A 20,741-nucleotide genomic window follows, 5' to 3' on the forward strand; every position below is an offset into this window, starting at 1 on the left:
ATCGACACACATTTTTGGCTGTGGCTTCGGCTTCTTGGCGGTCACGACGGGCCGCAGCTCGCCGGTACGCTGCGGACGAAGCGTTTAACTTGTGCCAGGAGTCGAGGAGTTTTGAGATGGATCAGGTCATATCCGACCAGGTGCAAGCGCCAGAGGCTATCGTAAGCATCGCATTTGAAAAAGCGTGGAGCTTTGTCGAGAAGGACCCAGTTCTGGCGCATCATCTCAAGACGTTCCTTCACCGCCGCTTGCGAGCATTACTGGAGTGTTCGATCAGGACAGGCGAACGGAATACCCTGCATCTGGCAAACGAAGCGATACGCAATTTACGAGCGGAACTGGCGTCGCCGAGCAAACAATAGGAGGGTTCGTTCCTCTAGCTCACCGGTACCCGTGTTATCGACAGAAACGGGATGGTGTCGTCGGCTCCCGAAGGGCCAAGTCGTGGTCGAGCTGAGTTTCTCTGCTCATCTTCTTCTACACCGACGACTGCGTCAGGGAGCCTGCTCTGTAGCTCTCGTGGACCCCACGCCAGCAAGGCCGACAGGCACGCTTTGCCCCGACGGTGACACAATGCGCACCGGATCTGGCAGCTTGGTACGCCTCCGAGCAATTTCGATGCGAGCTTCGTCCAGCGCGGTGACCAACATTCTGCGGTAGACGATCTTGGCGGCGCACCGTCGATTGGCTCTCCTGTCGCGGCAAGAGAAGTTACAGCTCGCGCGGATTTCCGGGACGTCCGGATTCAGATCGATCAATACCTCTGATGGTCCTTTCCGACGTTACCACAATGTTAAGTCGCCTCATGACTTCCTGACCCTAGAAAAATTCAAATCCCAATCCCGATTGGGACACTTTTATCTTTGCGGTTCATGACAAAACCCGCGGAACGACGCGTAGCCGGACGTATCGTCGAGAACCTGGTTGTTGCGGTGCTTCAGCAAATGCTCACAGCATTGCGTCGCATAGTGCCATCACGATCGCATCGCCTTCAGATAGAGGCGCAACGAGGCGCCCCTATCAATGTCGTTGCATCGACGCGTCGCAAGTTCGGCGCCTCACAACCTGACGCACCGTGCGTTTCGACCCATTTCTTGCGGAGGAATGTTGTGCCTCAGTTACAGCAATTCGCAATCATGTTGTTAAGACGCACGGCGCCGGGGGGCATCAAAAGGAAAGACACTGGAATGAAAAATTTTCTGATTCTGACCGTAAGCATCGCGCTCAGCGCTGCAGCTCCCGCATTCGGCGCTGACCTCGCCGGGCAGCCTGTCAACATCAAGGCGCCCCCATTGCCGGTCGTAGCTCCGATCAACGACTGGAGCGGCTACTATATCGGTCTCAATGGAGGCTGGGGATCGAGTCACAATTGCTGGGACTTCAACGGCGTCACTTCCGAGGGCTGCCATAATTCGACCGGCGGCACCGTCGGCGGCCAGATCGGCTATCGCTGGCAGATCTTCAGAACTGTGTACGGCATCGAAGGTCAAGGCAACTGGGCCGACTTCAATGGCTCCAATGTCAGCACCGCCCTCCCAGCGGACACCGTTGGCACCAAGACAGATGCATTTGGATTGCTCACCGGCCACGTCGGCTACGCATTCAATGCCGTGCTGCTTTACGCCAAGGGCGGTGCAGCGGTGACCAGCAACACCTATCACGTCAACTCAGTGGCTGCTGGCACCGAGCTTGGCAGGAACAACGATGTTCGCTGGGGTGGCGCGCTCGGCGCTGGCGCCGAAGTCAGCCTGACCTCGAACTGGTCAGCTGGCCTCGAGTATAATCACTTGTTCATGCAGGGCAGTAACGTAAGCTTCCCCACGGCCGTTGGCTTCGATCGCGTTCACCAGGACATTGATCTTGTCACGGCACGGCTCAACTACAAGTTCGGCCCGGCGTTTGCAAAATAGGACCGCGCGCGCCTTGTTAATCGAGAACCCCGACCAATGGTCGGGGTTCTTTTTCCGAAACGCTGCCCCCGCGCAACCCAGCCGGCTGCACTGGCTCGAGCTCGTCTAAGTTTAGATCACTCGCTGGCGGAGCAGACCGCAGGCACCGTCCGTAGTCAACGACCCAGTCGGCTTGACATGCGCCGACGAACGCCAGAACCTCACGCAACGTTAGGTTTACCCTCGTCTGTCTAAACCAAGCACTGCTGGAATAATGGCATGAACCAGCCAGAGCTTGGCGTCCAATCAGTCCGTCACTTCCTTGCAGTGAGGATCTCAAAGAATATTGAGGCGAATGGCGATAGCGGTCGCCTGGATCCTGCTGGTCGCACCCAGCTTTCGCATCGCATTCTTGATATGAAAATTGACGGTATTATCGCTAATTCCTAGGATCCTGCCGATTTCCCAGGACGATTTCCCCTCTGCCACCCACCGCATACAGCTGATCTCCCGTTGCGATAATGCAATTTTTTTCCCACAGCCGCTATTAGAGGGTCGAGCAATCTCGCCATAGGCACTGTGAAAGAGCGAAGCCAGGGCGTTGAGATGACCGATGCGATCCTGAGGATCAGCATCGTCGGACGGAGACGCAAAGGACACCACAGATACTTGGCCCAACGGGCCAAATAGAGGCACGCTCATGCCATGCTTCAAGCCGGCCTCTCTGGCCTCATCCAATACGCGTCTCTCGTCCGGTTGTAGCTGATAATGGTCAGCGAGTTGGTCCCACAGAAACGGACGCGCATGCATCGGCGTCCGCCGGACCACCGGGTCGATGGTGTGGTACTTGTGTTTGAAGTATCGATCGCACCAGGCCGGCGGCCAATTCACAGCGACAGTCGGCGGCGGATACTCAGCCAACCGAAGCGGCTCGACGAAGTTGAGGGCTCCGTAAGCAACTTCACTGAATCCTTCCTCGGTGGCACGGTTTACAAGAAGATCAAACAACGCTCTCAGCGAATGCGTCTGGTTTGCGCATTCGGTGAAGCTAAAGAGATCCACGATGGGCGCATCTGCACGCCGATCCGGTTCGCCATCGCTGCGTTCGATTACGTTTGTTTCAAGCGGAGCCAAATTCCGTTCCATGAGCTGAACTCTTAGGTTGCTCTTCGAGAAGTCCAGAGCGCGCACTGCGTCAGACGCCATCCCGAGTTTTTCGCCTTCCGCCAGCTACGGCGCGATAATCGTCCTGTCAAACGCCGGGATCCCGCTCGCCGATGACGCGCTGGCCAAGCAGGCGATCACCGCATTGTCGTTCGTCTGATGGTCTGTGTCGGCTGCAGCAGCCCCGATGGCTCGTGATAATCCAGCTGGCGACGCCAACCAGCTATGAATTACAATATCTGCCCTACTCAGATTGAACGGTAAGGAGCGACCGTGCTGCCCGAAAGACGCCTGGCTTTGCCTCACGGTCGAGCACGATGATATCCTGAACGTTGAACTTTGCGGTTCAAGCGAAACGGAGCACGTTGGCCAACTTGGCGGTGCCGAACTCGACCTACGCAGTTTCGACATCGGCCTTCTGCTTTCTGCGGACAGGAGGGTGACTGTTTCTTCCCCATCTTGCGAATTGCTGTCGCGAATTCCGTCCTCCGTCTTTCGACGGCGTCGGGAACGCGGTCTGCGAGCAACACGGAAGAGCCGCGCCAGCAGGTGACCGCGTGATATGACGGCCCGGCGCCTGATCAGGCGCGTTGAAGAGGTCCAGCGCACCTGAATTGAAGGCACAGATGATCCGCGCGCCAGGCGAGCGACGGGAGATACGCGCAGAAACGAAACCTGCCGGCCGCGGAGGACACCTTGCATGCGCATCTCCAAAAGGGAGAGGACCTAGGCGCGGATCAGCAAGTGTCGTACCAACTGGCGGCCTCACAAAAATCAATCCTCGATACCAGGAATCCAAAGGCAAGAGCCCGGTTTCGGCGCACGAGCGCTTGGAGCATTGGCGACATCTGGAGGAAACGCGACAGCGCCACTTGCGCAAGGCTCCCACGGCCTGGAAAGAGTGCCGCTCGGCGCGGCGGCTCCCAAGCGCCTTTCAAGCAGCCGAGCTGCTCGCGTACTACTTTCGCATCCTGGTCAAGTACCAATGCTGGCAATTGAAGAAGCGGATCGACAAATGGCAATGCTCTAGGAACCTTGGCCGGTGCCAAATGCGGCGTCCGGACGCGCGGCATCCGATTAAGCGCTCGCTTGGACTTCTTCCCTCGCGGAAAGACGATTGGGACTGCATGCAGTTAGTGCAAGGCAAGCGAAGAACTTCTCGCAGGTTGGTGAAGTATGCTTTCCCTGTTCTTCGCGGTTATCTCCCTGCTCTATGCAATGGTTGGCCAAGCGGGTGGAACCGCGTTCCTAGCGCTTATGGCGTTTTCTAGCTTGCCCTCCACAGAGATGCGCCCGACGGCGCTTGGCCTCAACATTGTTGTCGCGAGTTATTCCACGTGGTTCTTAAACCGCAACAAAGCCATCGACTGGATAGCGCTCCGGCCGCTTCTATTGTCATCAATGCCAGCGGCACTTGCCGGTAGCTTGCTGGTGCTCGGGGAGCACGTTTACAGGACGTTGACCGGTCTTGTCCTCCTTTTGGCGAGCGCTGTGATGATCGTGCGGCGCGGCCGCGTTGCCCATCGTGTTTTCGAAGCTCCGCTCTGGGGAAGCGTCAGCATTGGATCGGTCATCGGGTTGGTTTCGGGTCTGACCGGCGTGGGCGGCGGAGTATTCCTGGCGACCGCGCTCGTGACACTGAACTGGGCGTCAGCCAGACAAGTCACCCTGCTGTCGCCTCCGTTTATCCTAGCGAATTCCATGGTGGGCTTCGTCGGAGTTCTTTTCACCGGCCAGTTTCCGTGTTCGGATTCGGCCATTTACGCAATCGCCGCACTGGGAGGAGCCATCGCAGGAACGGTTATCGGCCTGAAATGGCTGAGCCAAACAGCTATTAGGTTCATCCTTGTAGCGGTTCTGCTCATTGCCGGCGTGCAGTTGGTTCGCACCTAGATGCGGTTCGAACTGCTTTTGGTGCGGCTGTCGTTGCGGTCATCGTGCACCAACGGGGGCCAGGACAATAGCCGGAACGGTTCCAAAACGAACGACCTGTGGCCTTGAAGCAGAACAGACGCGCATCGTCTGACTTGGACATGCCAGAGAGCGCAGAAGCTGACAATGCCCGCGCTTTATTCCGGCCCAGCCTGGGGCCTGGTTCGGAATTGGTGAACTCGCAGCGCTCACAATGGCCGAATCAAAGCGCCCCGACGCACCTGCCGGGGTTGGAAGTGCGCCGGGGCGGCCCCAACATCATCAGTACATCCGTGACGATGCTTGGCGCAATGAGACAAGCGGCGTGGCGGAATTGAGGCTCATCTATACTTATGAGGCGGAGTGCAAAAATGTTTTTTAGCCGGTTCGACGGCTATTGAAACTCACGTTGCGTCACGTTGTACCATCTCGTACCCTGAGTTTCATCAACCGACACTGCCTGACTGACAATCCCAGCTCGGAGAGCATTCTACTCGTTGCATCTCGAGGCGCCGCGCTAATACTATCCCTATCCTCGTTCGCGTATGCCATTTTATCCTGCACAACCCCAGGCAGCTCGGACGCAACCCGGAACACTCCATCGCGCGCCAAAGCGTTTCGCGCCCAAGTCGCTGAAAGCATTGCAAACGGGCTCAAATCCCGTCTGCGCAGGTTTGAAAAGGCGTGACTGACAAAGATTGTGCAGATTCAGTGGCGCGGACTACCAATCGGACTTAGCGTGATTTTCTGACTCGATCGAACGCTGGGCATCCACATCAGCTTTTCCACCGAAACCAGTCTGAAAGGCTGAGGCCGAATGGTTCGCCGCCGACAACGCCTTGGATCCTGTCTTTGTCGCAAAAGCCCCTGCGTCGGAGAATGCAGGCGCAATGGGCGCTCCGATAATGATTGTTCCTGCGCATAATGGTTGGGCGTATCGAGCCCGCGCGGCCAAGCTTATGTGAGACATTTGTTCTTTCACCGGGGTGCAAATGATGGCTAGCACCTGACTTCCTCACCGCTCCCAGTTCGTAGGCTGTCCTGGCAGTTACATCGAGGAGGGGTCTCGAGCTTCGGGATCAGAGCAGCGCCTTTTGACTTAGCGCAAAGACACAGCAGAGGATATGCATCAGCCTCATACCGTATCAGTGCGGAAAGATAAGCGTGCAGACCTCACTCCTAAACAAATATTGCGATGCTCGCCTCCCCTGGTACACCATCTACCCAACCGTACCGGATTTCTCTGATGCGGTCGGCGCCACGACCTATGAGGCGTGGTTGCGGCGGCTGCCGCCTGACGAATCCGTATCGCTCTACCTTCACGTTCCGTTCTGCCGTTCGATCTGCTGGTATTGCGGCTTCCCAACAAGCCTCACTCACAGCAAGCGGCCGATTCGCAATTACCTGCTGACGGTACGAGAGGAAATTCGTCTGGTCACAGAGCAAACGCCTCACGGTCTTCCAGTGAGCGACCTGCATTTCGGCGGCGGCACGCCGACTACCATCCCACCGGCCGATCTCTTGGCTCTGATGGAGCTGCTGCGCCGATGTTTCGCGTTCAGCAAATCGACCGCGCTCGCCGTCGAGATCGACCCCCGCGCGTTCACGGCCGAGATGGCGGAAACCTTGGGAGTAGCGGCCGTCAGCCGCGCGAGCATCGGCGTGCAAAGCTTCGATCCCGTGGTTCAAAGGGCGGTCAACCGTCTCCAAAGCGAAGCTCAGGTCGCTTTGGCCGTCGAACGCCTTCGCCAGCATGGAATAAGCCGTATCAATTTCGACCTGCTCTTCGGATTGCCGCATCAGACCGTGCAATCCTGCGTGAACTCAGCGCAGACGGCCTTGACCATGCGGCCCGACCGCCTTGCGGTGTTCGGCTATGCCCATGTTCCCTCCTACATGAAACGCCAGCGCCAGATCGACGAAGCGGTGCTCCCTGACAATGTTGCGCGCGCCGAGCAAGCAGCAGCCATGGCAGATACGCTGGTCTCCGCCGGATATCGCCAAATCGGGCTCGACCATTTTGCCCTCCCGCACGACGAACTCGCGCACACGCAGAGAACCGGCCGGCTGCGCCGCAACTCGCTGGGCTATTCGGCCGATACGTGTAACACCGTGATCGGCTTTGGTCCGTCAGCCATCGGCCGTCTGCGCGATGGCTACGTACAGAACGAGACGGCAACCAGTTCCTATAGCAGACAGATTAGTGCTGGCCATCTGGCAACCTCAAAGGGCCACTGCCTCACCGCCGAAGATCGCCTTCGGGCCGCAATCATCGAGCGGCTGATGTGCGACTTGCAGGCCGACGTGCCGGCAATCTGCTCCGCCCACGGCTTTGCTCCGATGCCCTTTCTCGATTCAGCTGACCGTCTGGGAATGCTTGCCAAAGACGGGATAGTTGACATCGAGCAGGGGTTCATCCGAGTCAAATCAGAGCACCGTTTTGTCATTCGCGCTGTTGCTGCCGCGTTCGACGCTCATCTCGACCGCACGCCCTATTGAGAAGTGACGCATGCGAGCAGATCTGTAATATCAACGCGCATCGCAAAGGAGCAATCGACGAAGCGGCTGTGGCAGCCAGCCGAAATGTTCGTTATGAGGCGAAGCATTCAATCCTATAACTGACCCCGCAACCTGAAGTAGCCGAACTCCCTCGCTCGCACAGATCAACCGGCGAATACGATATTCCCACCCCTGTGGAATCGATCTGTTGTGGCGCTTCGGCTCCTGCTAAGGCTTACTGGCAACGCCGCGCCGAGTTGACGAGAGACGCAAATTGCGGGGTCTTGCCGCGGCCGTCAGTAGTACGTCGGCCTCCTCATCTTGTGCAGATGTCGAAGGGGCATCGGCTGCGTGATGCCCCCCCTCAGATCGTGCCTGAATTGGCAATGATCTGATGACAGACGCGTCCCGTGGATATGTCGTTCACGACCTGGTACGCGGAACGCGCTCCGCGACCTAGCGAGAATACCTTCAAAAATCTGGCCCCATCGAAGCCTTTAGATGATCCCAGGGCGACAAGCGGCATCGCGAAACCGGGCCCAAACAGTGGGACCGGTTGGGAGGCTGGTCACGCCTGTAGCCAATCGAAACATCAAGGTGCGCCTGCCATGGGTGCCGCGATCACTGGTGCGCCTCCAACGGAAACAGGTCCTTGCGGTGTGGACTGACCGCGCCGTTTCTTGGCCCGGCTCGAAGCAGCCTGGGCGGACGGTGGGGCAGAAACGGAAGGCGTGGAAGCATTCTGCAGGGACTCGATCCGCGAAGTCAGCACGCTGATCTGATCTAATATCCCCTTGAGGTCCTCCCGCGCGGCATGGATCTTGCGGTTCAGTTCTGCGATCTCATCGCTAGCCTTCAGCTGTGCCCACTTTATCTCGGACAGGGCAGCTCTGTCATCCAATGACGACCTCACGATTGGATCGACTTGGTGGGTTTCCGACGGCCCGACAAACTCTCCGAGGCCAGCCCAAAGCCAGGCGCCAGCTGCACTAAAGCTGACGATGACAAGGAGAAGCACCAAAACCCGGAGAATGCATCGTGACGGCTCTCGCAGCAGCGGTCGCAAATCCGAACCGACCGCATCGTCGATCATCGCCATCGCTCCTCGTCCAGCGTTCTTCTTTCAACCGCTCTGTTTCGCCGATCCGAGCGCTTGCGGTATTCACGCGCTCCAAAAGTCCCGACTGCCGACAGCTTCACTCAAGACGCGCCGCTTAAGCGACAGCTGCGCCTCAGTTACTCATAGGGAGGGCAACCATTGCGCTCGATCAACTACCAATGTCAGCAGGTTGATCGAGATCACGGGCACATGCCAAGCGGGACCAACGAAAGCCGCGCACGGGAAGGACCCACAATGCAAGACAGATTCGGCCGTCCCAGCGGTCCCTACCGAGCGAGCTGCTCGCCCGCCTCCACCAAAGCGGCCCGAAGGCTGTTTCGTCCATTCACCTGGGATGACCAGGATGGGCGTCGTTGTGCGATCTTCGAGCACACGCATTCCAGAGCCGGCTGGTCCCAGATCCTGTCGATTGCCTGGCCCAACAGCATCACAAAACTCCATGAACCCGTGGCTCGTGCCTCACGGGATTTGCTTTCTGGCGCCTGCCGCTTCGTCAGCAAAGGGGTCTTCCAGCAAGGGCCCCGCCAACGCCGTCCCACTCTGCCCCACTGCGAGCAGCGAGGCTGTGTTCATGAAGCGACAGCGAGGGTAACGGTACTCGTCATGAACCTCTCGCCGCACCAGCGCGCGCTGCTCTCTTTCGGCCCGCCGGCCTGATGCGCAAGTGAATTGCGGAGCAGGTCATCTGCTGGCTCCTCGGGAGCGAAGATGTTGGGATGCCACTGTCGGCCATTCAGGCGACAGTTCGCCCAATCATGATTGACTGATACGGACCTGAAGTACGCTATGCGTGATTGGATTCTTGCGGCGACGTCGCTTCGAACATCTTCCGCCGCCGCGGCATCTGCGTTCACGTTTCGGCCAATCCGCAAACGATGTAGACGGGCTATCGCAGTTTCTCTGGCGGCTTGCCTGCTCGGCAACTCCGCGCGGGCACAAACCGAGGACGAGCTCGATCCCGGGAACGACACTGTGGATCAAGCCAGCGAAAGCAGACGAGCTTCCGGTCGGGCGACAAAGTTGCGGACCGGGATGATGCGTCAAGCAATCCAGCCTCGGCGCCCATGGTCTGCGGCACGCGCCGATGCGCCTGGCGAAAAGCGCCGCGGTGTTGATAGATTTGCTCAGACGCGAACGCAAAAGCCCATCGATCCCTTCGCCAGGTACGACAATCTGCGTGAAAGAGGGTTGTGGCTCGCCATACCTGGCCCTGCAGATACGATTGATCCGGAGAATGGTGGCGTCCGGTCCGCGCTGGCAGATGTCGGCATTGGCTATATCGGCTGGACACACAACATGCTTGTAGATAATCAGCTGCCGAATGCAGCGAGAAGCTCAATCGCAAACCAGCTTTACATGGGCCAGAACCCGACCTTCGCTTCGGCGAACTTCTTGATCGTCACTTACGATCTCAGCCGATTTGGCATTCCCGATGGCCAGATTGTCGTCGGAGCCGAGCAGCAATACTGGACGTGGGATCGCCCAGGGCCTGACAGAGTGGGGCTCAACACGCTCGCCTACTACCAGACTTTCCTCGACAGGAAACTCGAACTCAAACTTGGTTACCTGAGAAACCAAAATGAGTTTACCGGCACATTGTTCGGAGGGATGACCGGATCGAACATGTTCGCCTTGATCCAGGCAGGGATGAGCACCAATGCTGCGCCCACGCCGGCGGTCAACCTGAAGTACAATTTTGACGATCGCTTCTACAACAAGTTCTCACTCCAGCGCTCAATCAGTCCGGATGGCCCCTATGTCGAGATAAGGGAGAATCCCGCCGGCTTGAACTGGAGCACGGCCAATGCGGGCACGCTCTTCATCGATGAAATCGGCTACAGAAGCAAGGCCGCTCCTGGAGCGCCCGACACATGGCTGCGGGCCGGCGCTGGTTTCAACACCAGCCGCTACAAGACTTTGGCAGACCCGGATCAACAGCGAGTTAGCGGCAACAATTTCCGTTACATCGCGGCAGACCGGCAATTTTGGCAAATTGATGCCAATGGGTCGCCGTCTCGCGGGCTCTATGGCGGATTCTCTGTCATGGCAGCTCCGCCTGACCTCAACAGGATCAGCCAGTATTACGAGCTTCGTCTTTATACGAAAGGGCCGTTTGATAGTCGCCCCAAGGATCTGGTTGCTCTTGTCGCAAGTAACACGACCTGGAGCAAATTCGCCGTGGATGCTGCCCTCGCTAAAGGCCAACTTGCGCATCGCGATACCCTGGCGATCACGGGCACATATACTGCCCATCTCGCCCCTGGCATCTATGCAAGCGCCGGACTGTCATACATCCACAACCCGACAAGCATCACACATACGCTTCACACCGAGCACGCCCTCAATCTGCTGGTGTCTACGCTGGTTTTCTTCTGATACTGGCGAGCGCCGTTCTGTTGCCCTCACTTGGCTGAGACAAGGCAGTCCGAACCCGCGTCCGTCGGCGCTGAAGGCCCCTATCCCCATCTATCTACTGAAGACCGCGACCTTATCGACCGGGCGATTGCTCAATATAAGGCTCAGAAGGACCCACAACCGAACACGGTCAAGCTTTATACTCAGGCACTTCGTCGACTGGCGAATGATCTCCGCCGCCGTGGCCAAACGACTGACCTAAGGGATCACCGGTCCCTGGTTATTCACCTAGATACTTACTTTCCGAAAGACGCCCTCATGAAGACAGGCATACTCACGCCCCACCTCTGCGATCTGCATCGATTGGGTGTATGGCCGGTCAAGCGCACGCGCGATGGAACGCCTCGCGCGCGCTGCCCGACGAGCATTTGGAATTGCAGCCAACTGTTTCTTCACCGAGGTTCGGGATAGATGCGAACGCGCTGGCGTCCTTCGCTTTCCTCCAACTCGCCCCTATAAGGCATTCCTCGGATCTCGAAATAGCTCGGCCGCCCGGGCGCAGGCATGATGCGCTCGCCTTCCAGAACGCGGACGAGATAAAGCGGAAGGAACCGCTCTCTGTGCTCCCAGCCGCCCCGGATCAGATGACCAAGATCAACTACACCTTCCCCGGGTCGTCTTGCGCTTACGATTGGCGCTGGGCGGTGTAGCGGCCGGGATGGCCCGGCTTCGTTCATCCCGCCAATGCGCGGGTGATGGATCAGGCGAATATCCCTGCGACCGCCCGGTCCAAATGTCGCCGAATAGCGCTCCCCATTAATCGCAAATTGACTTGGCCCGAACTGGTTTGGCAGCAGATTGATGTTGCCCAACACATCGATCAACACGTCTGAGGCCGCCTGGGAGCCGTGGCGCCAGTTGGCGCCAACGATCGCTCCGATGTCCCGCAGCTCCGGAGTCGCCCCCGGTGGGCCCGCGAACGACGAAGCGGCTGCAAATTCAGGTGGCGCAGAGCGCGCATCGTCGCGCAAGTCAAGCGGTGTGGGTGGATCCAGATCAACGAAGGACTCGAGACCGCCGTAGATGTTGGACGATCGAGGCCTCACGGACGAAGGCGATGCAGGTTCTTGCATCTGCTGCCCAAGCCAGGCCCAAGCTCCCTGGCTTGGGGTGGCCGGAGTGGCAGGAAGCTCGAATGGCGGATGAGCCTGCGCGGCCCAGTGCGGCGCAGGCATTGGTGAGGCGGGCCCGTGGATCTGCTCACCAAGCCAATCCCAGGCTCCAGCACTCGGCGTCGCAGGCGTTGCGGGAAGCGGTTGAGATGAGCTGGTCTGCCAACCGCTGTGCGGCGCCGGCATCGATGAACCGGGCCCGTGCATTTGCTCTCCAAGCCACTGCCAGGCTCCCGCGCTCGGCGTGGCTGGCGTTGCAGGAAATTCCTGTGGTGAGTGGGCCTGTGGAGTAGCCACCCCAGAAGGCTGACCTGCGTCCTCAGGAGGCGGCAACCCAAGAGCCCTGTTCGCCTCGAGGATTTGCTGGTAGAGCCCAAGCCTCACCAGATCAGCGTTGATCTTGCCGTCCTTGGTTTCTTGCTTGTATTCCTCGACGTCTTGAACGAGTCCAGGGGTAGAAAGTCGGCCGGCGATCGGCTGTCTGTCGTGCGTCTGCAGCCACTCACTCAGCCTAAACATGCGGCGAGTTTGCCTATCGATCGTCTTGGGATCGATCCTGCCGGTTGCCTTTTCCGCCGCCGCCCACATGCGGATGAAGCTTGCGTCCTCAGCACGAGGGGCCAGTCGGCGGACATCGGCTGCCAGCGTGTTTCCGGCGCCTACTTCACGAAGCTTCTTCAGGGCCGCCTTGATGCGCCTGCCGCGGTCCTTTGCGTAGGTGTCGACGTCATCATCGAGCTCAGCTTCCAGCTGGTGGTTTTCCACATCGGGATTCTCCAGCTGCGCATTCTCCAGTTCGCGGCGAATTCGATCGGCAATCGAGGGCCTGCCGGCGTCGCTCAGGCGCGCGCTCAAATGGCGCAAATCGGTTGCCGCGTTCTTGATCGTGCCGTCGCTGAGATTACCCGCCGCCTTGTTTCGGAAATCCTCGATGAGCTCCTCATCGGCGCGAGAGACCCCACGCGTCCGGCCCGGCTGCCTGGCGTGATCAATTCGTAGATTCGTCGAAACGACGTCAGATTGCCCCACGTCTCGCGACGACTTTCCGCTGCTGCTCCCGCCAAGGGCCTTGCCAAGTCCCGACTTGAAGCGTGACCATAATCCGCGGCTTTTTCCGCTCTTGGCCGATGCGGCCGACTCCGCGTCCGGAAAGCTGTAGCGTGCGCTGTTGAACAGATCATCTCGCAAACTAGACTGCGGCACTTGCGACGAAGCGGGAAGCTGAAAGCTGGGAATGTCTACGCTCCGGCGCGTGCGGCCTAGCGCACTCTCCCTCGAAGTGGAATGCGGCGGCGCCCGCATCGAACCACCGAAATCGTCCCTCCGCACTGCTCGACCACCTGCTGCGGGAGGCCGATCAGGCGAAGTTGAATTCCTTTGATCAGACGGATCGAGGGTCAAGTCCTGCAGCCGCCCTTCAAAGTCACCCTGTTCGCTTGGGCTACCCGCTCGTTGCCCAGTCCGCCCCTGAAGGGCGGCGTACTCGCGCATCCAGGCTCCTGAATCGAAGAATGGGTCAACCGGATCCATCCTGCTCTCCTCATGTTTGCATGGACCCTGCATCAATCCGCACATCCTGGATTACAGCCAGGTAGCAGTTCGTTCAGCAAGGGTCGGATTATCTGATTGTTGTAGCCGCAACCTTTCCAAAAGCTGACGAGATCAGGATATTGCTGCGCGCAACAGCGCCTTCGCATCGTCACCCGCCTGACGACAGGACGGTTCGCTCCGGTTTTGCCGAACCTCTTCGCCGGCCGCGAATTGGTCGACGGATATAACAATGGATCGCCTGTCGATCGTGCGCCGAATTCAAACATCACGGCGGGATTCACATAGCCTATACCAGTCTCCGACAGATATGCGTGACGAGTATCTTGTCGTCCTTGGCATCAACTTTGGCCCGGCACCAACTTTGGCGCTGAGCTTGTCCTGTTGCAGGCGCTCATTTCTGACGCACAACGTCTTTTCCTCGACGCAGACCGGGAGGCATTCTGGCGCGTTGGAGTTCCACTTTGCTTGACTGCGATTCTGAGGGACCGATTTATCCTAGCTTGTTTCACCAGTCCCGAGCCATCGATGCTGTATGTGAGACCCATGTCGTCCGGGAAACGGCGGACTGCGCCGTAAGCCTTCGAAGGGGACGTTCCCGCCCTTTAAGACGAGATGCTATTGCCGTTGGCAACGAGTGCGTTCAGGATCTAACGATCCAAATATTTTTCTCCAGAAGATATGTAGGCCGTCCTGAGTTCTCAGCAGTAACGCCGAGCTCCTCTCGGGATCAGATAGGTTTAAGGTATATCCAGCACAGTTCGCGGATTAGGCCTTGCAAGCCAAGTCGGCAATGAAGATTGGGCAGACTTCGCTCATGTCAATCGGGCTCAGTTTTTGAGTGAGGAACTAAAAGGCCTCCCGTGCAGTCTCGAGACCGCCCACTAGAGCGCGCGCACGACCTCACCTGCACGACGGCGGCCATCGTAAGCTACCGGCGCGGTGCATGCTCGAACTCCACAACTTGCTTGCCAAGATAGAGCTCGCGGGAAGCACGCGAAGTGAAATAGACCTGCCGAAAAGTTAGCTGCCTCGGCAAACCGAGCTTGTTGGCTGTGGCGGCGCCTCCGGAATTGATGATTTCACCGCTGCGCGCCCTGATCTCCTCAACAACTTTTCAACCGAGATCGACGGCCGCACACTTTCCAAGGTGCAAAAGCACGTCCGTAGCGATGGGCGAGGCTTCACGATCGATCTTTACGTACCGCCGCAGAGCAATGATAAACATCTCTGTGGCGGGTTGGGAGCCTCATAGTTCGAGGCCACGCTGTGCGAGCACACGGTCCATGACCTCGCGTTTGATCTCGCCTGCGATCTCGTTTCGGACTTGCGCTCCGAGCACCCTCTCGGCATCCGCGTCGCCCAGCAGACCATGCTCGGCCAGTCGCTGACCGAGGCGGCTTTGAAACTCCTCGCCCATGGCTTCGAGCACCCGGTCTTGCATCGTGGCATGTTCGTCTGGAGCGATGCGCTCCAGCACCGTCTCCCAGGGTTGCCAACGGCTTGCCAAGTAGTCGATGAACTCGCTTGCTTCACGCCTCCGGACCAAGTCCAGCGCCTCCGTCGCATCATCCTCGCTTACGTCCGAGACCGCCAAGAAGCGCATGTCAGGAGCGACGTGACTGAGCTCCAGCGGCTCGCGCAGCCGATGTTGATAGGCCAAGTAGACCTCGACGTCGTCTACGTTCGGGTTGACGCTAGCAAGCAAGTTGACCCTGTCGCGCGCGATCTCGTCCAGCGCCTCCAGGCGAAACGCGAGACGGCCGCACTGGATCAGTTCGCCAAGCCGGTTCTCATATAGCCCCTTCTTGACCTCAGCGTTGAGGCGCGCCGTCTGCATACCGTTCCAGTGCAACGTAACACGATCCTCGCAGCTGGTGTTAGCCTCGGAAGCCTGTGCAAAGAAATGCTCGCGCAAATCCGCATTGGCGGCCGCGTGCCGCAGATCATTAGCGACTGCCTGTCGAAACGCGTCATTGCCGTAGTTCACAGTACCACGTAGCCTTTCCAGGAACTGTGCGTAGTCCTGGGCGCCGGGCTCATCCGCAAAGTGCTGCCATTCGGCCAGCGCGGCCGGGTCGTCTGCGAGCCAGTGTGCCGCAGCCTCATGCAGGGATTGCTGCGCAAGCTGCGGTGGTGGCGCTTCAGCCGCCGCCAGTTGAGCGAGGACGTCGTCCGGCAGCGGGTTATCCCCGAACTCGGGGCTCTGCAGATGCGGGTAGTAGAGGCTATTCATCGGCACGAGAGCATCTAGAAGACCTTCAGGCAGGCTGGTCAGCCGGTTACCGCTGACGTTGAGCGACTGGAGCGTGCTCGGAAGTGGGTCGGGAAGGCTGGCCAATTGATTGCTGCTGACATTGAGTTCAATGAGCCGCGACGGGAGCGACTCGGGCAGATCGGTCAACTGATTGCCGCCGACCGCAAGCGAGGTGAGCCCGCTCGGGAGAGCGTCCGGCAGGCTGGTTAGCCGGTTGTCGTTCGCGTTCAGGATTTCGAGCGCGGCCGGAAGGCTGGCCGGCAGGCTGGTCAATCTATTGTCGGCGACCTCCAGCTCAGAGAGGGTCGCCGGAAGGTCGTCCGGCAAACTGGTCAGGCGGTTATGGCTGATGAAAAGACGCCGGAGACCGGGTGGGAACATGGCGGGCAGGCTGCTTAGCTCGTTGTGCCTGGCGCGCAGTTCCTGCAATCTTGGCGGCAGGGCGGCGGGCAAAACGGTCAGCGAAAGCGAGGACAAATCCAGCGAGTGCGAGCCTGTATTCTCCGTGTTCCTGATTCGTGTGCGCCCCTGCCGCCGATTCTCGACCCCGCCCTGCCCCACTTCGGCAACCCAGTTGTCGATGACCTGCGCGCGCGCGGAAGCCGGGGTCCGATAGCCCGTCAAGCCTTCGACCAAATTCGCCACGGCGCGGTTGAAGCCGCCGAGGTAGCTTTCCTGGTCCGCCTCTTCGGAAGGCGCCGAGGAAGAAGAACCTGCGTTCCACTGTGCCCGTCCCGCGTCCATCTATTCTCCATCATCAGAAACAAGAATGCCCCCCGCGAAGCAGGCGGTTGCACAGCGCGAATGTCACTTGATAACCGCTATAAGTGCTCTACGGCCCCGTCCGAGTGGGGTACGGGTTCACACGAGTCCAAGCGCGGCAAATGGATCGACATGGATCGGCGCTGCTGCAAGTTTTGCCGCCATTTCGTTGACCAGATAAGTCCGGTAGGACCCGTTCCTGGGGCAGCGTTCCGCCGTTAACAGCCCTACCTGTCGATCAGCTGACGAGTGTCGCTGCAGAACCTCTGGATCGCTCGTTGCCAAGGGATGAGCGAAGCACGTGTAGGTTGGAGATAACTGCCCTCGGCGGAGATCGAGTCACTGTTCCAGAATCGTCGCAGCGGCAGTCATTCGGCTTCGATGTCGATCGTTGCCACCTTACGGTGAAAGTCTGTCAGCTTATCGAAAGCTAAGTGTCTTAAGTCCAAGAGCAGGTCACCATGGGCTGAGTCTACTCAGTTTCGTAAGGAGGATGAGATGGATCCTTTTGAGGCAGGACAGGCTCAGCCCGGCGGAGGCGTCCCTTCTGCATCTTCCGGACAAGAGGGCGGGCAAAACGGAGCGGCAGCGCAGTGGAACGCAGTCGTGACCGGCTACGCCACAAACTCCGGGCACTCAGCCCATGCAGAGAACGACGAAGACGAGGTGCTCGAGAATTGGGCTGCTGAACCGGAGGTTGGCCCGCTCGAGGATCGGGACGAAGCAGCACGCCGAGTGAATGCTCTCGGTGAGACCACTACACTGAATCTTGAATCGCTGTCCCTTACTAGCCTGCCTAGGCTTCCGAGCGCCATCGTTTTGCTTGACCTACCGTTCAACCGGCTGACCACTCTGCCCGATAGCCTCCCTGCTTCACTCCAGCGTCTTGACGTCAGGGGCAATCAGCTGACCCGCCTGCCCGCACTTCCGACCGAGCTCAGAGCCCTCGACGCGAGCTTCAACCGGCTGAGGAGCTTGCCTGAGGTCCTACCTGCTGCGCTCGAGCTTCTCGGCCTCAGCCACAATCAGCTGCAGGATCTGCCCGAGGTCCTCCCTGCTTCGCTCCAGTTTCTCTACGCCAACCACAATCAGTTGACGAATCTGCCGGCGGTCCTTCCTGCCACGCTCCAGTTTGTCGACGTCAGCGAAAACCAACTCACGCGTTTGCCGGAGGCCCTTCCTGCTTCAATTGAGTTGCTCGATGCCAGCCAAAACCAGTTGACGAGTTTGCCCGAGGACCTGCTGACGCAGTTTCGCGCAAATGGCAGGTTAGGTCTGACTGAAAATCCGTTACCCGAGCAGGTGTTAGCGAATCTGGGTACAATACTTGGCGCCGGTGACTATGTCGGTCCGACCGTTTACCTTTCGCGCGATGACGAGAGTGAATCGTCCGGGATGGAAGATGAGGCGGCCGATGCTCTCATCGAGAAGGTCGCAGACTGGCTCCGCGGCAATCCACAGGAGGCTGATCGAGAGGTTCTGGCAGCTTGGCAGAGCCTTGCTGAAGAGCCGGGCGCGCGGGAATACACGCTCTTCCTTGGCAAACTGTTCGGCTCCGTGAACTCAGGTAATGAAGAATTCCGCCAGTCGGTGGCCAATGATCTGCGGCAGGCGGCGAACGACCCGCAATTGTGCAAGCGCTACTTCCAACTGGCCCTGGACGCCAACCAGAGCTGCGAGGATCGCCGAACTTTGACTTGGAACGGCATGCAGACCGCACGGCTCATCGCAGACGTCGAGAACGGCGCCTATAACAACAAGGCCCGGCTTCCCGATCTCATCGATCTGGGGCGGGTCATGTTCCGCCTGGACGCGCTGGAGAGAATTGCACGCGAGAAGGTTCACTCGCTAGGCTCGGGCAACAACCTCGAGGACGTCGACGCCATTGAGATCTTTCTTGCTTATCAAAATAAGCTCCGCGAGCGGCTGGGATTGCAACACGTCGCGCCGAACATGCGCTTCTTTGAAGTCTCCGGCGTCACCGACGCTGACGTTGATAGCGCAGAGACATCCGTGCGCGACAGGGAGGCGGCGGAATTCGCCGACTATTTGGCGGTGGACTGGCAACCTTGGGACGACGTTGTGCGTCATATCGCCCCCAAAGACCATGCCATGGCGCACGACGAGCTCATTGCTGCAATGGGGCCGGAGTTCGCCAGGCGGCTGCAGCAACAGCTCACCGACAAAGGTTTGATCGGGGTCGAAGCTGACCTTGTCGAGGATGCCAAGCTAGAGTTGGGTGCCGCAGTTCGTAGGGAAATCGCCCGTGAGATCAAGGGCGCTCTCAGAGACAAGGTGCTCAATGATCACGGCCTCAAACTGTAAATCGGCTTTTGCTGCAGGAAACTGCTAAGTCCTGTTGCAGTTTCCCTCTGGTGAGGCGGTCGGTCGGTCACCGAGAGAATTCGCGTGATGCGCAGCGAGTGCAGCGGCACGGGATCTAAGCACCGACGTTGCTCGCTCATCCCATCGGTGTTCGCTTACAGCGACGATGTGATGCGGATGTCCTCGGCCGCTACCCCCGAGGGCCGCATGGATAGAGCGAATTGCCGAAATCACAGAGAAGATACGCGCCTTTGTATGGCTCCCGATCCAGGATGGAAGAACGCCGGACTCCACCGTAGTTGCCTCGCGGTATCGACTGACCGAGCCGACCGCTACTGGCTAAGCTACGATGGCCCTGAACATCACCGGCCGAGCGAAGATAACCGCGAAGCATCAGATCACTTCGTTGTCCGTAGCGCTTGCCGGCACTGATCCGTCAAGAGTAACAAGATGATCTGCGAGCTGAGGCGGGCGCATGTGGGCGGACCGCGAACCGATGAGATCGTCTCGCCGGCCCCTTTCTATCGGTTTGACCGCGGCACCAGTGGGTTGCTGTACAAGACTCTCCACGACAACTAGGCTCTCCTCCCGTCATTCATCCAAGGATCGCCGTCGAAGCCCTTCGCCCTGAACGCTGCTCTGTGTTCCATCGTGATGGTTCGTTGGCAGCCAATCTGTGGCGCCTCCGAAGAACACGCTCAGCGACCATCTCGCAGCTTCGCCATCTGTCAATTGATGGGAGTGAGGCTCGCGGCCTGAGGGGTTGGCCCCGACGCCGAAGGATCTGTATTCAGCATAATAGCTTGTCTTCAACGTGTTGGTCTTACCCGGCGTCCATTCGCGCCACCCCTCCGCGATCACGGGGGCAGCTATCTTCGTCGACAGGAAGACCACTGTGGCGTAGGGGCGCCAAGGGCGGCCAAGTGCGATATAGCCCGCAACAGAGTCGGCAGTTAGCCTGCAATGATCAAAAACATAGCCACTGTCCTCATCCGGCGCTGCCTTGCTCTGAGCGGTATAGATGACCGCTTGATTGGCGATGCCGTGCAACTCACATTGCCGAAACCAGGCCTTGGCGTTGCCGAATATAAAATCGACATGCCCCTCGATGTAGCACTTCGAGAAGTATTGTCGTGACATTCGGCCGTTCGGTCCCTTGCCGGCAAACAGCGTGTCCTGGGCGCCGAGCAGGCGGACGCGCGAAATGACGTCCCGGTCTCCGGTAACTGACAGCGCGACTGCTTGGGAGGGGGGATTGGCCGGATTGAGGGCGTAGTCGTTCTGGATGGTCAGATTTTCGAGCCGGAAGTCATCGCCAGCGGCATCCAGTGTGGCCGAACGCGCGGTTCCTCCCGCATTGATCGCGCCGTCGCCATACACAATGACCGTATCCTCCGGCTTGTTGCCAGTCCCCACGATATGAATACCGGATTTTGAGGTTTTGACCTTCTCGCGATAGATCCCCGGCGCGATCCGAACATCCCCGCCTTGCGCCGGCAACGCGTCGATGGCTTCCTGCACGGAGTGATAGTCAGCATTTGCGGCACGCGACACCAATAATGCCTCGGCGTATGCTGCCGGGATACAGGAACATCCAGCCAGAAGCGCGGCGAACATCAAGAACATTCTCATTTGATCTTCCCCTTGGTCGCGTTTGCGGCGCCTTCGCTGCAGTCGATGTAACGCGCGGCCGCGAGATAACCCTGAGGATCCTGAGCGCAACTCTCTCAATGTCCGCC

At 58.9% G+C, this 20,741-nt stretch carries 12 protein-coding genes; 7 read left to right on the forward strand and 5 right to left on the reverse strand.

What is annotated here, in order from left to right; translation table 11 throughout:
* Positions 1-116: 116 nt before the first annotated feature.
* Both ACVMB0_RS37405 and ACVMB0_RS37410 read left to right on the forward strand, forming a co-directional pair.
* Positions 117-362, forward strand: a complete 246-nt coding sequence (locus ACVMB0_RS37405; protein ID WP_456709285.1) for a hypothetical protein — start codon at positions 117-119, stop codon at positions 360-362.
* Positions 363-1,187: 825 nt separating this feature from the next.
* Positions 1,188-1,910 (forward strand): outer membrane protein, encoded by a 723-nt coding sequence (locus ACVMB0_RS37410; RefSeq protein ID WP_461349444.1) that lies wholly within the window; start codon positions 1,188-1,190, stop codon positions 1,908-1,910.
* A gap of 315 nt (positions 1,911-2,225) precedes the next feature.
* On the opposite strand, the gene ACVMB0_RS37415 is transcribed toward ACVMB0_RS37410, so the two are convergent.
* Positions 2,226-2,951 carry a helix-turn-helix transcriptional regulator gene (locus ACVMB0_RS37415; RefSeq protein ID WP_461349783.1) on the reverse strand — a complete coding sequence of 242 codons (726 nt, stop codon included), beginning with the start codon at positions 2,949-2,951 and terminating at the stop codon, positions 2,226-2,228.
* 100 nt (positions 2,952-3,051) lie between these two features.
* Here ACVMB0_RS37415 and ACVMB0_RS37420 point away from each other — a divergent pair, with 100 nt between their 5' ends.
* From ACVMB0_RS37420 to hemN, 3 genes are all read left to right on the forward strand, one after another.
* Positions 3,052-3,213 carry a hypothetical protein gene (locus ACVMB0_RS37420; protein ID WP_461349445.1) on the forward strand — a complete coding sequence of 54 codons (162 nt, stop codon included), beginning with the start codon at positions 3,052-3,054 and terminating at the stop codon, positions 3,211-3,213.
* A 1,016-nt stretch (positions 3,214-4,229) separates the two neighbouring features.
* Entirely contained in the window at positions 4,230-4,946 is a 717-nt protein-coding gene (locus ACVMB0_RS37425; protein ID WP_461349446.1) for a sulfite exporter TauE/SafE family protein, read from the forward strand.
* Between the two features lie 1,182 nt (positions 4,947-6,128).
* Positions 6,129-7,463, forward strand: a complete 1,335-nt coding sequence (gene hemN, locus ACVMB0_RS37430; RefSeq protein WP_461349447.1) for an oxygen-independent coproporphyrinogen III oxidase — start codon at positions 6,129-6,131, stop codon at positions 7,461-7,463.
* A 592-nt stretch (positions 7,464-8,055) separates the two neighbouring features.
* On the opposite strand, the gene ACVMB0_RS37435 is transcribed toward hemN, so the two are convergent.
* Positions 8,056-8,562: a hypothetical protein gene (locus tag ACVMB0_RS37435; protein ID WP_461349448.1), complete on the reverse strand. Its 507-nt coding sequence runs from the start codon at positions 8,560-8,562 to the stop codon at positions 8,056-8,058.
* Between the two features lie 807 nt (positions 8,563-9,369).
* Between ACVMB0_RS37435 and ACVMB0_RS37440 the strand changes: the two genes are divergently transcribed.
* Complete coding sequence (locus tag ACVMB0_RS37440; RefSeq protein ID WP_461349449.1) at positions 9,370-10,959, forward strand: carbohydrate porin; 1,590 nt, start codon at positions 9,370-9,372, stop codon at positions 10,957-10,959.
* 431 nt (positions 10,960-11,390) lie between these two features.
* On the opposite strand, the gene ACVMB0_RS37445 is transcribed toward ACVMB0_RS37440, so the two are convergent.
* Complete coding sequence (locus ACVMB0_RS37445; RefSeq protein WP_461349450.1) at positions 11,391-13,298, reverse strand: hypothetical protein; 1,908 nt, start codon at positions 13,296-13,298, stop codon at positions 11,391-11,393.
* Between the two features lie 1,609 nt (positions 13,299-14,907).
* Positions 14,908-16,659, reverse strand: a complete 1,752-nt coding sequence (gene nopM / locus ACVMB0_RS37450) for a T3SS effector NEL-type E3 ubiquitin ligase NopM (protein ID WP_461349451.1) — start codon at positions 16,657-16,659, stop codon at positions 14,908-14,910.
* A gap of 516 nt (positions 16,660-17,175) precedes the next feature.
* Here nopM and ACVMB0_RS37455 point away from each other — a divergent pair.
* Positions 17,176-19,002, forward strand: a complete 1,827-nt coding sequence (locus tag ACVMB0_RS37455) for an NEL-type E3 ubiquitin ligase domain-containing protein (protein ID WP_461349452.1) — start codon at positions 17,176-17,178, stop codon at positions 19,000-19,002.
* Positions 19,003-19,593: 591 nt separating this feature from the next.
* Here the strand turns inward: ACVMB0_RS37455 and ACVMB0_RS37460 are convergent.
* Positions 19,594-20,634, reverse strand: a complete 1,041-nt coding sequence (locus tag ACVMB0_RS37460; RefSeq protein WP_461349453.1) for a pectinesterase family protein — start codon at positions 20,632-20,634, stop codon at positions 19,594-19,596.
* Positions 20,635-20,741 lie beyond the last annotated feature (107 nt).

This window comes from Bradyrhizobium sp. USDA 4451, from assembly GCF_054822585.1.